This is a genomic window from Bacillus sp. JJ1521, assembly GCF_036965165.1.
GTDB lineage: Bacteria > Bacillota > Bacilli > Bacillales > Bacillaceae_L > Ferdinandcohnia.
The window spans coordinates 32,782-47,756 of the sequence record NZ_JBALOX010000019.1 but is presented as its reverse complement, the minus strand read 5'-3'; the positions used below and the strand labels follow the sequence as shown (position 1 = coordinate 47,756).

Annotated in this window: 17 protein-coding genes, 1 pseudogene and 1 riboswitch; of the genes and pseudogenes, 4 read left to right on the top strand and 14 right to left on the bottom strand. The window is 36.8% G+C overall.

What is annotated here, in order from left to right; translation table 11 throughout:
- Positions 1 to 28 precede the first annotated feature (28 nt).
- The 6 genes from V7147_RS04035 to V7147_RS04015 all read right to left on the bottom strand — a co-directional run bounded on the left by V7147_RS04035 (position 29) and on the right by V7147_RS04015 (position 5,014).
- The gene (locus tag V7147_RS04035) at positions 29 to 1,180 is read right to left on the bottom strand and encodes a BMP family lipoprotein (RefSeq protein ID WP_335366579.1); all 1,152 of its coding nucleotides are present in this window, start codon (positions 1,178 to 1,180) and stop codon (positions 29 to 31) included.
- Between the two features lie 124 nt (positions 1,181 to 1,304).
- Positions 1,305 to 1,406: riboswitch (purine riboswitch) on the bottom strand.
- Between the two features lie 138 nt (positions 1,407 to 1,544).
- Positions 1,545 to 2,219: a metal-dependent hydrolase gene (locus tag V7147_RS04030; protein WP_335366578.1), complete on the bottom strand. Its 675-nt coding sequence runs from the start codon at positions 2,217 to 2,219 to the stop codon at positions 1,545 to 1,547.
- 730 nt (positions 2,220 to 2,949) lie between these two features.
- Positions 2,950 to 3,069, bottom strand: coding sequence for a hypothetical protein (locus V7147_RS25170; RefSeq protein WP_438824537.1), 120 nt, complete (start codon positions 3,067 to 3,069; stop codon positions 2,950 to 2,952).
- Positions 3,070 to 3,094: 25 nt separating this feature from the next.
- A complete protein-coding gene (locus V7147_RS04025; RefSeq protein ID WP_335366577.1) occupies positions 3,095 to 3,610 on the bottom strand; it encodes a fumarylacetoacetate hydrolase family protein in 516 nt (171 codons plus the stop codon).
- Between the two features lie 42 nt (positions 3,611 to 3,652).
- Positions 3,653 to 3,913: a YciI family protein gene (locus tag V7147_RS04020; protein WP_335366576.1), complete on the bottom strand. Its 261-nt coding sequence runs from the start codon at positions 3,911 to 3,913 to the stop codon at positions 3,653 to 3,655.
- 528 nt (positions 3,914 to 4,441) lie between these two features.
- Positions 4,442 to 5,014 carry a TetR/AcrR family transcriptional regulator gene (locus tag V7147_RS04015; protein ID WP_335366575.1) on the bottom strand — a complete coding sequence of 191 codons (573 nt, stop codon included), beginning with the start codon at positions 5,012 to 5,014 and terminating at the stop codon, positions 4,442 to 4,444.
- A 101-nt stretch (positions 5,015 to 5,115) separates the two neighbouring features.
- Between V7147_RS04015 and V7147_RS04010 the strand changes: the two genes are divergently transcribed.
- Together V7147_RS04010 and V7147_RS04005 are read left to right on the top strand one after the other, a co-directional pair.
- Positions 5,116 to 5,451 (top strand): DMT family transporter, encoded by a 336-nt coding sequence (locus tag V7147_RS04010; RefSeq protein WP_335366574.1) that lies wholly within the window; start codon positions 5,116 to 5,118, stop codon positions 5,449 to 5,451.
- Entirely contained in the window at positions 5,448 to 5,762 is a 315-nt protein-coding gene (locus tag V7147_RS04005; protein WP_335366573.1) for a DMT family transporter, read from the top strand. Before V7147_RS04010 ends, V7147_RS04005 begins: the two co-directional genes overlap by 4 nt.
- 169 nt (positions 5,763 to 5,931) lie before the next feature.
- On the opposite strand, the pseudogene V7147_RS25165 reads toward V7147_RS04005, so the two are convergent.
- Positions 5,932 to 6,062, bottom strand: a pseudogene (locus V7147_RS25165) (hypothetical protein); the annotation flags it as partial.
- Positions 6,063 to 6,504: 442 nt separating this feature from the next.
- On the opposite strand from V7147_RS25165, the gene V7147_RS04000 reads away from it, so the two are divergent.
- A complete protein-coding gene (locus tag V7147_RS04000; RefSeq protein WP_335366572.1) occupies positions 6,505 to 6,753 on the top strand; it encodes a hypothetical protein in 249 nt (82 codons plus the stop codon).
- 54 nt (positions 6,754 to 6,807) lie between these two features.
- Here the strand turns inward: V7147_RS04000 and V7147_RS03995 are convergent, their stop codons facing one another.
- Positions 6,808 to 7,095: a hypothetical protein gene (locus tag V7147_RS03995; RefSeq protein ID WP_335366571.1), complete on the bottom strand. Its 288-nt coding sequence runs from the start codon at positions 7,093 to 7,095 to the stop codon at positions 6,808 to 6,810.
- 4 nt (positions 7,096 to 7,099) lie between these two features.
- Positions 7,100 to 7,300 carry a hypothetical protein gene (locus tag V7147_RS03990; RefSeq protein ID WP_335366570.1) on the bottom strand — a complete coding sequence of 67 codons (201 nt, stop codon included), beginning with the start codon at positions 7,298 to 7,300 and terminating at the stop codon, positions 7,100 to 7,102.
- 219 nt (positions 7,301 to 7,519) lie between these two features.
- On the opposite strand from V7147_RS03990, the gene V7147_RS03985 reads away from it, so the two are divergent.
- Positions 7,520 to 8,035, top strand: coding sequence for a hypothetical protein (locus V7147_RS03985; protein ID WP_335366569.1), 516 nt, complete (start codon positions 7,520 to 7,522; stop codon positions 8,033 to 8,035).
- A gap of 28 nt (positions 8,036 to 8,063) precedes the next feature.
- Here V7147_RS03985 and V7147_RS03980 read toward each other — a convergent pair whose 3' ends face one another.
- From V7147_RS03980 to V7147_RS03960, 5 genes are all read right to left on the bottom strand, one after another.
- Positions 8,064 to 8,441: a hypothetical protein gene (locus V7147_RS03980; RefSeq protein WP_335366568.1), complete on the bottom strand. Its 378-nt coding sequence runs from the start codon at positions 8,439 to 8,441 to the stop codon at positions 8,064 to 8,066.
- Between the two features lie 660 nt (positions 8,442 to 9,101).
- The gene (locus V7147_RS03975) at positions 9,102 to 9,236 is read right to left on the bottom strand and encodes a hypothetical protein (RefSeq protein WP_335366567.1); all 135 of its coding nucleotides are present in this window, start codon (positions 9,234 to 9,236) and stop codon (positions 9,102 to 9,104) included.
- Between the two features lie 14 nt (positions 9,237 to 9,250).
- A complete protein-coding gene (locus V7147_RS03970) occupies positions 9,251 to 10,822 on the bottom strand; it encodes a SagB family peptide dehydrogenase (protein WP_335366566.1) in 1,572 nt (523 codons plus the stop codon).
- Between the two features lie 24 nt (positions 10,823 to 10,846).
- Positions 10,847 to 12,787, bottom strand: a complete 1,941-nt coding sequence (locus V7147_RS03965) for a TOMM precursor leader peptide-binding protein (RefSeq protein ID WP_335366565.1) — start codon at positions 12,785 to 12,787, stop codon at positions 10,847 to 10,849.
- On the bottom strand, positions 12,787 to 14,748 hold the full coding sequence (locus tag V7147_RS03960) for a putative thiazole-containing bacteriocin maturation protein (protein WP_335366564.1): 1,962 nt from the start codon (positions 14,746 to 14,748) through the stop codon (positions 12,787 to 12,789). Before V7147_RS03960 ends, V7147_RS03965 begins: the two co-directional genes overlap by 1 nt.
- Between the last annotated feature and the right edge of the window lie 227 nt (positions 14,749 to 14,975).

Below are 14,975 nucleotides of genomic sequence, written 5' to 3'. Positions count from 1 at the left end.
CATTTCGTTATTGTGTTTCTATTTAATGTTATAACCCTGGAAACTTTTCTGGAGTATGCTCATTAAAATTAGATGCAGGTACGATTGTACCATCCTTAACTAACTCGTAAGCTTCATTCAGTTTACTTAGTGTATCTTCGGATAATTGATGACGACCTTCTTCTTTAATAAAACCAGTTGAATCTGTATCTGCATAAAGAACTACATTTCCACCTTTAAAAGTTTCATCAACAATAGAATTTAATGACTTTTCGATATTCATAGCCATGAATTTTACCCCAGATGTTAATACGATGTTTTCAGAACCATTTACACCGTCATCAAATTGGTCAACGTCCACACCAATTACTTTTACGTCGCCTTTAGCTTCTTTAACTGCCGTGAATACACCATTACCTGTACCACCTGCAGCAACAAAGATGATATCTACACCTTGTTTAATTAATGCATTTCCGATCACTTTACCAGTTGCTTCATCTGCAAAAGATCCTGCATAGTTACCACCAACATCAGCACCTGTTACATCAGTCCCTGCATAGCCTGATAATTCAACCATTTCAACATTCTTTCCAAAAACCTTATTTGCATAATGTACACCTGATTCAAAGCCAAATTGATAATTTACATTTGACGGATATGCTATACCATTTACAACCGCTACTTTATTTGTTTTTGTTTCAAGGGCTGCAGCCATTCCTGCAAAGAAACCACTTTCTTGTTCAGCGAAGTTCATAGCATAGATATTATCGAAGTCTGTTTGGTCACCTACAGGTGCAGGCTCAGAATCATTTAAAATAAATATTTTATCAGGATTTTCTACAGCAATACTAGAAACACCAGCAAATTGAAACCCAGGTGTTACAATCACATCATAATCTGCCACGATATCAGCAACAGCTTGTACAGCCGCAGCTGGATCACCAGTTTCTTCTTTTACAGCTTTTACCGTTGCTGTTGGATGTTTGTCAATAAAGCTTAAAATACCGTTATAGTTATCTTCATTAAAACTGCCATCATCCACGCCTGAAGGGCTTGTTACAATAGCAATTTTTAATCCTTCTTCACCTTTTTCAGACTTAGCTTCATTTCCATTAGCTGAGTCACTTCCGCATGCTGCCATAACAGCAGTCATTAAAGCAATAAATAATATCATTACGATTTTCTTTGTATTTTTTTTCATCGAAATGATCCTCCTCCGTAAGTCATGTTGTATTGTTTTTGTAAAAATTAAAAAGCACCGAGTTATACCGGTGCTTGACTTTTAGGAAGGTAGATTACGGAAATAAAACATACAATTATCTCCATATTTATATACACAACCTCGTAGTCAAGCTATTTACGGTAGCTTGGTAGAAACTTTAGGGCCATATCCCCAATATTATACGAGAATAATATTTAATTTTTACTCACTCATAGTAACATCATATATTTTAGCTGTCAACAAAATACGGATATTATTTCCGGGATAATAATTAATGTTCGGGAGTCTGGAATAATTTGCATGATTTTAAGGTCCATAGTTCATTTTCTTTCACTAATCCGCTCTACAAACGAATTCTGAATACTTTAGTCGTAAGTGGATTTAGAAATTTAACCCCTTTTTTCGTAAGCATGTCTCCTACAATATGTGAAAGATAAGCTATCGTAGAAATAAGAGCCAAACTTTCCACCCCGGTGCTAACTTGTAATAGGTAGGACATATACCACCAATAAGCCAATGCCCAAATCGTATGCGTTAGTCCTCTGTGTGGAAACCACCCTGCTCCCCCTATGTATATGGAAAACATAACCAACCACCACAACTCATTCGTAATTGAATAGTATAGAAGGAATAAACTTAAGGTGCTCATTAGAATATTTTTTAATGTTTCCTGACTTCTCAAAGAAAAGCCAAATAATACTGCTCCCAACCCAAAAAGTAGAAGTTTATTTTGTTGAGTAAACCATTTTTCATCTAGAAAAGACAAGAAATTTACATCTAAAAAGAATGTAAGTAATGACAGAACCATCAATGCCCCACCTACAAATGCTCCACCTTTTTTAATTTGTTTAGCTGTCTTCGTTACACGTTTATTTAATAGATTATTCCCATCTAAATCAGGAGCAAGGGAAGCCAAGCCTGATGCAACTAAAATGATAGGCATCATTTCAAGTGATTGGCTAAAAGACGCCACCACTCCTATTCCTAGACCTATTGTTAAATGTGTTCGCCCTTTCATGCTGCCACCTCTTTGTTGTTAATCAATTCCAAGCCTGATCAGGTGTAAATATGCTCCTAGTGTAAAGGATTAATTTCTACCAAAAACTATAGTAGGCTACTAAATTAATAGTATAACAGTTTAACCCTCACTTCTCTCTTCATAATAAAATTAGTTCAATCAAATGTTTGATTGAATTGATCATTTCCTGGTATCACTAGGCTAAACCATTAAACAAACGTTTATTTGAAATTGACGTTTTAAAAAATGACACGATTAGTACAGATTGCTACTAATCGTGTTTTTCAATTATTATATTTTTGTTTCAAGTGTTGTCTAATTTAATTGATAACTCATTTTCCTTTTCGCTACGACACTTTTTACATCTTTTCGAGTTTGAAAAGCATTTTTCTTATAAAACTTCATCGTTTTTTATAAAGAATATGCGCTATTGTATATGACCTTATGTAGAAGAAAAAAATTTTGTGATCAAAATAAAGACAAAAGCATTTTTCGCCTAAAAAAAGACTCCCAAACCAAAATGGTTTGAGAGCCTTAAAACGTAAAAAAAGAAGCATGTTGATGTTTTGACAATGGTGATGGTGACATCTAAACAAAATCCATCTATATATTCTAGTAACGCATCAGAGTTTTCACAGATTGAGAAAAATTCATCAACTGACACGGAATCAGTACGGTATAGATTCATTTTTCAGAATATGTATATCCCTTTTTATCTCTAATAATTACATTAAAGCATTTCACTTATGAATCTAATATTGCACACTCCTAATGTCTCTTCACCATATTTGACTTCCAAATGGTCCCCATCCTGCAGTGTTACTATGCCTTTGGGTGTCCCGGTGTAAATCAGGTCTCCAGCATCTAAACCGTAATTACTTCCAATAAAGTCTGCTAGTTTGCTGCAAAGAAAAGATCATTTGACTTGCTGAAGAAACTTGAGCTGTTTTTCCATTAAGAAGCATCGAAAATTCTTTAGATTGAATGTCCATCAATGAAAACTGTTTAAATTCACCAAGTGCAGCGCCGCCTGAAAAACCTTTGGCAGGTAGCCAAGGCTGCCCCTTATCTTTCACCTTGTTCAATCGTTTTCTATAGGTAAAATCTATCCCAATAGTCATCTTATCAACTAATTTTTCAATAGAAATCCCCTTTTCATACGCCCTGCCAATGCTTAGAACAATCTCTGCCTCCCCATTCAAAATATCCCCAGAAGGCTCTAAGCAAATATCCCGATCATTCATAAAAGCTATTGAATGGGTTGGCTTCATAAAAACAATAGGAGTTTCAGTCGGCTTATTACCCATTTCCTCGGCAAAAGCTGTATAATTTCTGCCAACACAATAAATATTATGAAAAAGTTTTTTCTCATCATATTGTATTTGGTTCATTTTTTTGCCTCCATAGTTCGTTCTTTAACCCTCGGTGTTTCATCATTGTTTCATTTCCCACTCATGAATTTCATAAGACCGAGCTCCCCCTATAATAAACGGATCATCCTTAGCCATTTTGTTACTTTCCTCTAAAGAATTTGCTTTGTAGATGATAAGACCACCCGTACCGTCTGAGAACTTCCCTTTAGCAAAAACCTTATTTTCCTTCGCTAGCCTATTTAAATAATCAAGGTGTGCATCACGTAATTGATTATTTTTATTCATATCTAACATCGTAGATATTGCCGCAAAATATTTCATGGTTTTATTCCTCTCTAATATTTATTTTATACCCTCTAACTTTCGTTCAATAAGCATGTATAAATTATATAACAAACAAACATCTTTTTTATATATTTTTCTGAACATTTCGTTTACTTTTGATGTATTGATATCAGATTAAAAATAAAATCTGTATATGTTAGGAGGGATTTTCTAACAACATAAAAAACCACTCCCTAATTTTCTATAGGAAGTGGTTTTTGCTATTGATAAAATTATTTACATGACTACTTCACAAAACTAGTCTATTTGGCGAGGAATTGAATATGTAGACTTTTCTAGCAATTAATTCATGTGTGTTTCGGCAATTATTATTATTAATCTTTATGAATCACTCCTCACCTTACAAAATAAATATTTTAGAAAGCCTGTTAGAGATTTGTATAATAAGTGCATTATATCTTTGACGTAACCAATACAAAAAAGAAAAAGACAGCTATTAAAAAATGCTAGCCGTCTTTTTCAAACTTTGTCCTTGAACAATTATCATTTGTTACCGTAACATTTTTATTTTGATAACCCATACCAAAATACAGTCCATGCATCTTCAAAACGATTTAGAAAGTCATCATAAATAAAGCTTTCCGTAAATAATCCATCTAATAAGAAAAAGAAAGCCGTTTTAAACGTTTGTTCAGATATATCTCTTAAATTCCCTGCTTCAATTCCTTCTGTATAGTATTTGTTTATAATATCGCCTATTTCATGATCTCCTCGTTCTACAATAGCTTTAGCTTCTTCCATCAATTCTACAGGTGGAAATAATAAGAAGCGTACATACATCATACCTTCTTGTTTATTAAGGATAAAATTACAGCTATTTTTAAATAATAAATAAAGCCTAGTTTCTAAATCCTCATTTCTATTTTGCTCATATGTATCATGCATTCTCACAAGTAAATCGTCCATAACCATATTTGCTACGTATAAGTACAACTCATTTTTACTATTAAAGTGATTGTATATCGAGGGCTTTTGAATACCTACTTCTTTTGCGATTTGCGATAACGTTGTGCCTTCATAGCCATGCTGAGCGAAGGACCGCTTAGCTGCTTCAATTATTTGATCTTTCGTACTCAATTCCTTCATCCTTCCAAAAAAAGTAGTTGAAAATATACTAAATTCGAGTTATACTAACTACCGTTAGTTAATTATAATATAAAAAAGGTGTGTGAACAAATATGTGGATTTTAGTCATCGTTGCAGCCATCTTTGAAGTTGGTTGGGCAACAGGTTTAAAACATGCCAACTCACCTTTAGAATGGATTCTTACTGTTATAGGAGTTGCTGTTAGCTTTGTACTACTTATCAGAGCTGCTACCACTTTACCTACAAGTACAGTATACGCCGTTTTTGTAGCATTAGGTACAGTTGGAACAGTGTTAGTTGATATCTTGATCTTTCATTCACCTTTTAATTGGGCTATGCTCTTCTTTCTTGTCTTACTACTTGTGGGAGTGCTCGGGTTAAAGCTTGTCACTGGTAAGCAAGGTGCAGAAGGGAGCCATGAAGGATGAGTTGGATATTCTTAATTATCGCAGGTATTCTTGAAATTGTTGGTGTGACTGGTATGCAGATTATGACGAAAGGTCAGAAACTAAAAGGATTCCTTATAATATTGATTGGTTTTATTTTTAGTTTTTCCTTTCTTAGTCTTGCGATGTTGACCATTCCTTTAGGTGTCGCTTATGCAGTTTGGACAGGAATTGGAACTGTCGGTAGTGCTATCGTAGGAATGATGTACTACGGAGAGTCCAAAGATAAATTACGTATTTTCTTTATTGCACTGGTAGTAGTTGCAGTAATCGGTCTAAGATTAGTATCTTGATCTAATTACATGTTAATGTATAAATATTTGAGAGCTTTTACTAATAAGAAGCTCTCTTATTATTTATAGAAACTCAAATAAAAAAGAAGCCTCGACTAAAACCTCAATGTTAGCATTCCACTCTCATCTTACTCAAAAACCCTTATAAATCAAGGGCTGAAGGACATGATTACATCATGCCGCTCATGTCAGGCATTGCATGAGCATCTTCTTAATGTCAGCAATTACTGCCTCAGTTGTTAGGAACGTAGCTGATACAGATGCTGCGTTATGAAGTGCAGAACGAGTAACCTTAGTTGGTCAACGATTGGTCTTGAGTTTTATAATCATGTATTATCCAAGTTTACCAAACTTCAGCAACTTCTTAGGTAATATTTCATCTAGATTTTGGATGTCAGTATCATTTAATTAACAGGAAGCATAAATCAATGCCTAAATCGTATACGTCGACCATCGGTGCGCAAACCACCCTGCTCCACCTTGGCTAAGATGACATTGAGTTTCAAAGAGGTGAATCTATGGTTTATGAGTTTGATGGCACCTCATTAAACAAACGAAAGTTAATCAACGAAACGGTTGAGCTAAACCCAGTGATATATTGAGCCAAATGATGTCATTTTTCGCCAGAGCTTTACCTGATATGAATTCTTATTACGTGATCTGTGATACTAGGGACCGTCACAAAGTATTTATCCTTACATAAGATGGATTAAAAAGTAGAACTGAATGGGAGGAAAAAAATGTGCCTTCAGTCATCAATTTAGGAGTATTCAATGTCAATTCTCCCCAACCAAATGCAGTCGTGCAAGTTGGTGAATTAGTCGTTAATGGTATGGATGCCAACAGAAAACAAAATCTAAACCTTGGTGGTATGTATGGTATCGGCAACGCCACAATTGGAAATCTTAATACTATTGCAGATAGCTTCGAAGGAATGGACGGAGTCATCTTTGATCAGGATATTAAACCTAATTTTGGAGGAAATGTCTAAGTTGTTTTAAATATAGATTTATTCGTCAATTCTAAAAAACAACAAACCCTTTTATTAACCAAGGGTTTGTTGTTTTTTTGTATGGTTATGAAGGTTTTGGTTATTCTCTTGTTCTTGTTGTTTTTTTGATGTTGGACTTTGCTCGTATTTAGACAGCGATGCTTTCATATGAGCAAGGTTATTTTTATCACCATGAATATTTCCAAGTCCCTGGTTATGCTGTTTACTATTTTGAAAGTCTTCAATAAAGTTATTACCGATTGTAAAGCACGAGGCACTTTCAATTACGCCAATTTTTATCGTTCCAATCTGGAAAGTTGGAGATAAAATAGCTGATTCCATGAATTTATTCCTCCTCCCATTCTAAAATATCTTTAATCCATTCGTTGTTTATTACTGTATTTTCATTTCCGGATAAGTCTCCAACGATTTCTGTAATCACTTTATTTGAACGAAAATTTTTATGTGTATTCGTTTCCCCTATAAAAAAACCTGAAGAATCACCGAGACTCGTTACTGTTATGTCCCCTAGCTTTAATTTGAGCATTTTATCCGTTTCTCCTTTTGCTTGAAAGTTAATTAGATTCTTATTACACGGCAGCCATTTGAATCGTATAACGGCTATTGCCCACTTTTCTTATGTAAGATATTCAAATTTATAGTGGAATGTCACTCTCTTTTTTTCGGACCATATCAACATTCTAATTCCTTAAACATACAGTACAATATACGAATAAGAAAATTGATCAAACGTGGTGAACCTAAGATGATAAGATCAAAACATATAAACTTTACCGGCGATATACATGTACAAACGATGCAAAGGGAATCAGGAATATTTATTGGAGAGCAGAACTCAGCAATCGGCTGGAGTGCCCATGGAAAAGAGAATCGGGTGATTGGAAGTATTAGTGGTCGGTCTAATCTGCTCCTTCACAATACGTTAATTTTAAATGATCCTGATATTGTAGATACCCCGATTGATGACCGTGACATAAATCTCCACGTTGAACAACCAAACGATAATCACACAACAAATCTTACCCTTGAAAGTGTAAATGTTAATGCAATGACGAATAATAACTCCTTGAGTATTGGAAAAGGACATATAAATGGAATAGACGCTAATACCAAATTAAATTATTCGATAGGTAATCTATATGGTCATGAAAATCAGATTAAACATAATGTAAATTACGTAGATGACCAGGATGGAGTGGATGGAATTATTGATGACCGAGACATTAAAATTACAAACATTGAACATGACGAACCTATGTGACGATCATTGAAGTTTGCAAATCATTCATCTAAAGATCGTTTCGGAAGCGATAACCTTTAGAGGTTTTCTCTATCTTTTCTTGGGGGGCGGATGTTTCTGATAAAGATTCTTTTTTCAACAAATTACTATTAACTTTTAGATCGAGTGATTCAGACAAATCCCCTTTACTCATAATGTTGTTTCCTATCATCAACTTTCCGCTTAACTCGTCAATATCAAGATTATCTAGCTGAAAAGTAAGGTTTTCCAAGTGATCAATTTGAACATGATCTATCTGAATTGATTTTGCTTCATTTCCTTTTTCTTTCTGTTCTAATAACTCAATAATTCGATCTAATTTTGTTAATAACAGAGGGTTTATTTGTTTTTCTTTTTGTTTTTTTATAAAAGAAAAGTATTTAAACATAAATTCCCCCCTATACCTAAATTGATTTGATCATAATGACATCAATAACTTGCCATTAGCAATGTTATTATATTAATACAAACTTTATGCGTTTACATTTGCAGTTAGTATATAAATCCAAGGAGATTCGTAAAGTTCCAATTCACTTTCGTTTGTATTTCCATTAACCAAGCCCCTCTCACATTCCAAAGAGGTGGAAAAATGTAAGGTCATCTAACTATAGGAGCAGAAAAAAAGACTTTTCATCAATTTAGTGATTTGATGAAAAGTCTTTTGGACTAAGATCATTTTACTGGTACTTGCGGTCAATAAAATGACCTCGATTTTATGAAATTCTCTCTAACCCATGAACAACAAGGGTTTAGAGTTTCTCTTACATCATGCCGCCCGTAAGATGAGAGTGTGTAATATCGTTAACGATGAGTATGAAAAGTACGGGTTATCAGTTTTTTAAGAAATCTGAGATGTAACATCTTTAACGATATTTTACCGTTTTTCATGAGATTGCGTTAGCAAAATGTTAGCAATTTCAAGCAGATATTCTGAAACAGTTGTTCACACACTCTACATGACTGGTGTATTGATTGTAGAAATCAAGTTCATTATGGATGTAGCTACGTTCACCTTCATATACTTTTTAAAATCTAATGTTTACAATTATTACGCATTATTATTCAACAAAACATTAAAAAAGTCGGCTCCTAATTGAACTAGGAAATGGATAATCTCCTTATTTTCACCAGTCCAATCCTTAAAGTCTTCAAATTCACTTGATTTAATTCCAAAAAATCTCATTTCTCCTGTCTATCTTAGCTATTCAAATTTCCTTTTAACCAGACGCGAGGATGATATGGACCGACAGGGATTTGGATAAGGCTTGTTTTTCCTATCGAATTTACTCCGTAAAGTTCATCACTTTGGTTCGAGTCGAATCCTAATAATGGGTGTCCCCCCAACTCTAGGGCACACGCTGTCAAAAGTAGCCTTTGAACGAGTATACCTGCTTCCATCTGTTGAATTCTGTATCCTCTATAGCCCAGTTCCTTTTTGTAGTGGTCCTTGTCTCCAACAACATGCAAACAGAGTGGAACTTGAAACAGATTTACAATAGGCGTTGTTAAACAATTTTGCATATACTCCCGGAAATCCCCCTTAGATATTCTCCGAAGTGCATGTGCCCCTTTGTCATATGCGTAAGCACCATCTTTAACACCTTCCACGTTATAAAAAGTGCCATACAAATTTAAACCTGTATCATGATTCCCCTGGGTATTGTCAAGGTCTTTTTGATATGAAAATGATAAAGTCTCATTAAACAAAGTGGATACTGTTGTTTGACTGACCTTCCCTATCATAAAATCAATATCAGGAGAATGCCTCTCTCTGCAGACGGATGCTAAATCGTATGACATTGCCTCCGTAAATGGCAGTATGATTAACTCTGTACCTAATGCATTTCTATGAGGATCATCTTTTTTTATGTTCACAAATGAATGTGTTGCTTCCAACATCGAGGCTTCATTAATCTCTTTCAGTACTGGGTAATCAATGACTCTCTTTGAACGGTTATATGTTACATGCTTGAGCAGCGGAACTTCCCTTGACAATTCCGTTGCAGAAATATTTTTTTCTAATTTAAATTGGTCAACATTAGAAATAGATAATGGGATCACAGCATTTACACTTTCATCCTGTTCAGATAGCCCAAGCAAATGATTGATCGAACGATCTAGAAATTGGTAACATACCCGTGTTGAGAACCCCATCCTATCCGCCACTTCCAACGATTGCCCAATTAGCACGCCTGCATCTAACCCTTGTAACCTGTAAGAGAAATTATTGTATTTGTAAAAATTTTTCCAAAAAACCGTCGATACAAAAACAATGCAAAAACAATCTGAAAGATTATAACGATTTCCAAGACTTCTGGATAGATAGGAATCGTAGTTGCCTTCTCGAAGCAATAAAAGGCGATGGTGTGCAACATCGTAGTGGTAAACTCCCTCTGGTACATCCTCCAACTTTAAGTACACATATAATTCATTGGGATACAACGCTCCACCAGAAGGAACAAATCTGCGAAACAACTGGGCGTAGCTTACAGTAGGTTTTTCCTCGGTGCCCTCAATGAAAGGAACTTGAGAGTATCGAGTAAGACCATATACATACCATAAGTAATGACCAAACTCCTCTAGGCTTGGTATTGAATTAACTTCTCTCCCTTTGAGGGTTAACGGTACATCTGCGGTAAGTGGAATCTCTGGTAAGCCACGGTACAGTTTATAGGGAAGTGGTGCGTCTTCCCAATCCGGTTGCCAATCCGACGTAAGAAGTTTATCAGTGTCAAAATGCAGATTGTATAGGAATGTATCTAGTTCCAACCTGAAACCCTCCTACTCTTGCAGTTATGGAAATGGATGGGGATATGGATTTAACTGTTCATATGTTAACGGTTGCTTTTTAAACCCGAGTTTTACAGGTACGTTGAGTACCCGGTCAAGACCTCTTATACGTGTAAGGTGATGTCCAAATGTCATTGGCAGCATTCCAGGAATCAATACCTTTACACAAAATAAGCTGTTCCTTTTGGTTATAGGTGATGTTTGGTCAACCACAATGACTTCCAGGTCTAACCTTCGAAACTTATTTAGAATATCCTCAACATCATCCTTCAAATCAGCATTCACCAACGGACATTTAAATTCCTCATCAAATGTACGTAAAGGACGATTTTCATCCAATAAAAAACTTAAATTCTCCTCTGCTTCTTTCAGCCCGTAAAGCATGCCATGGTCCTCCATGGTACGTACAGCGAACGGATTCTGTAACATTTCTTCATATTTCTGTCGATTTTTGTCTAAGATTTCGTCATGCCTAATCATCATTCCTGCAAGCTCGTATATCGCACTTTTTACTGCCTTTACAGGATCAGGATTAGCTCCTGCTGCACAAATGAGGTTTGCACCCTTGGATTTTCTATTTTTTGCCACTGCCCAAACGCACGGAATCTCATGTTCCATTGTCGCATTGTAAAAAAGCAGGTCATACCCAGTGACTTCACGAATCCGGCTAACCATCAACTGCAATTCTTTATCGTTCGCAGAACTAAGGTCAAGGCGGGGAAGTGGGAGTTGTGCATACCAGGTTAATAAGAATGAGTCTCGCTCAACGACCTCCATAATGGCATGGAAAATGGCCTCCTCTAAACTCCCTCCTAATGCACAGCCGTTGGAAGTCTCATAAACAAATCCTTCTTCATATCCCAAACTGTAATAGGCCAGTAACTCCGGAACCAGAATAGGGCGTTCTTGTAAAAATGAATATCCCCAGACCCAATTCATTGGTTGATCAGGATGAAATGGTTTAAATGGAAATTGTGGCTTTGCATACTGTTCCTCCTCATGCAAACCTACCCTTGCAGGATTTAATGCTTTATCCGCCAAATTGTGATAGCTATCACGAATTACCTTCCTTTTGCCTCGAGGTTCGATTCCGCAATACCTCTCCAAACCCTCTAAAATAGCAGTTAGCTCACTCATTTCATAAGAATTAGATCTACCTGCTACTCCCTCGTCCCCGACAAACAACGGCATGTTCACTAAAACGTCAGCGAACGGCAGCCTGAAATCCTGCATTTTCCCATTCATGATACCAGTACGATCATCCAGATAATCTTTGACTAGCACGTTTTTTAATTCATCCATCGAACGGCATCGGTAACCAGCAGGATTCAATTTAGGGCTAGGTTCTAACTTAATGTAAGCCAATTCAGATGTGTCTTTAGGTATTAGACTGCATATAGGGCACAACGAATCTGGCAAGAAAAAGTGGCTGGAGATCGTTAACATTTTCAGATTTGTAATGAACACCCGTTCTCCTAAGCAGCTTTGTTCTCCTTGAAGAATCTTCATCACTTCGTTACTAATCAAGATCGCCATTTGCGATAGTCCGGTTCGTGATACCCATGCATCACGGAGTAAACCTTCTCTTGCTGCCATTTTCATCCGAAGACCCAACATTTCTTGGCGATCAGGTCCAGCTAACATAAGTCGTATGTCAGCACACTGAGAACATCCCGGTACATCAGGTCGTACAAATGGACCAATGATTCCCTCACCAAACGAAACGAAACCTCGAAGCCATGGAATACCTAGGGCCCTTAACCTCTCTTCAGCTTTTTGATGAACGTGTGGTTTCCAGGTATCGTGCAGAACAAGAACTAATTCTGTATTTTCGGGAACCTCTTCAAGAATGCTTTGGCGCCTAACAATATAGTTTGGGGATAATTGATCATAGACATATTCCGCTAATAGACCCTCACCATCTATAAGTATATAAGCAGCCATTAGGATCCCCCCTCTTGAACCTGAACTCCAAACACCCCTGCCAGCTCTTGCTTTAAAAAAGGCTCAAAGGCAAAGTCATAGATTACTAACCGCATGCGGTTCCGGTTTAATACATGAATAGACGATTGTAATAGCTCCCGAGACGTAATTTCATCACAAGATGGGATATCAAGTTTGCTTTCGTTTTTTTCTAGAAAAACCTCTGACTCCATCTCTTGCTTTACTGTAGAATTTACTTGGTTTTGAGATTCCAAAAGCGCTTGTTCCAATGCATTACGTAATGCCAATGTTGTATTTAAACCTGCACTTTTGTACAAACAGCCATTCGACCTTACATATGCTACAGGAAAGCCTAGTACATCCTCTTTGAAACCAATTGTTGGAACACCATTTAAGGTGGTCAGGGCATTAAAATAAAATCTGCATCTCTTATCTTCTATGGCTCCCAACTTAATACCATAAACCGTACTCTGCTGATCGACCTTTCTCTTTTTCAATTCTTCACCTAAATATACTTGAAGGCCTCTACAAACAGACTCTGCGATTGTTTCCCCAGCACCGATGCCTATAAATTCCTCAGGTATGTTCACACCTACCTTATTCTTCTGATGTTTGTAACCCACATCGTGCAAATTTATCATTTGTGAAACATACATTTCAATGCCCGTCAGCCCGGCCTCTTTTTTTGCTTCCTCATGTGTTAGTCCCGCACAGACAACTTCAGGAAGTAGCTCTGCGGGTCCCTCTGAAAGGGGGTTAACGGCTTGAACATAGCACTGTGCAAGTGGAAGTTGGGGTAAATTTCGTTCCTCCCAGGTATGGAAAATTCCTATTTCTTCTGACGTTAATCGACTGAAATACTCTAAGAGGTCACTCGATTGTTCATTTCGGTCCGTTTCCTGTTCAAGGCGTAAATCAAAATCTTCCACCTGTCTTAGAGTATCACGTGTAGACGTACCCAATGGATGTGGGATGAAGTAAAGCCAGTCTCCTTCGAGGGTTTCAAGATCAAGCATGTAAATTTGATGACTCTCATTGGAATCTGCAATCCCTGTAGCTCTTTTGAAAAATTCGAATACTGAAACATTTGCCAGAATCGATCCCGCTGTTGAAGAGAAGGATTGAGGCGGTTGATCTTTTTTTAGTGCAGAGTGATGGATTCTGCGCCAAGCGGACTCCCAGCATCCATCTGTATCCGTTTGATCAAATGGACCAGATAGCCCCACCTGGTCTAAATAGATGGATGGCATAAATGCCTTCTTTTCTTGTTTGCAAACCAGATTAACATCCCTTAGTTCATTTATATTGCCATCCTGCGAGACGTATAGAATGCAATCATAGGGCTGAATTGCTTCTCTCCAGAAACTGCTCCCCGCGTCTTTATGAAAGGGTACATTCTTTATCTCGACTTCAGAATCGGTCTTACATGCCTTTTGCACCAGTTCATTTAGCCTCTGCCAATTGGTAGGAATGGAATCTGTAACCATAACATTTATTTTGGGAAGACCTGATTCGATTAACGCGGAAACCAATGAAACCATAAAGGGACCAGAGCCAACAGCCAGAACTTTCGCCTGACGATATTCTTGAAAATGGTACGCACCAGATTCCATAAAATTCTCTATAAATTCGATTTGTGTAGCATACTTTTCAAGAACGCTTCGATTTAATTGATGAGGAGCCTCTTTGCTTAGATCCCGTACAAAACCGTTGGTGTACAACATTTCTCCTATTTCGTACACCCTATCCCGATAAGGGGCAGTTAATCCCACTGTTAATTCTCCCAATGTAAGCTCTCCATTGAACGAGGGAATTATTTTTTCAATCCACTGATAGATTGTATTACCTTCCATTCGTAAGGTGCTTAAGTTGTTTCTAAAATACACACCGCCATGTGAATCTGGAAGAAAAAAAGTATCCCTTTTGACCTTCAGACGTGAGGACGAGTCTAGTTTTGTCATACAGCCCCTCCTTATTCATAAGCATATAAATATGCATTATTAGGTTATGCACGATCCTTTGTCCAATATGATAACCAATAAAGAAGTGCCCCTGCGACAAATTACGCAAGGGCATTTTTGATTTACAAAATTAATTTTTTCTTTAGGAAATTACCCGGCTCCAAACAGCTAAAACTGCCAAAAGAATTAAATAAAACCGAAACCGAAACAGCTCAAACCGAAGCCAA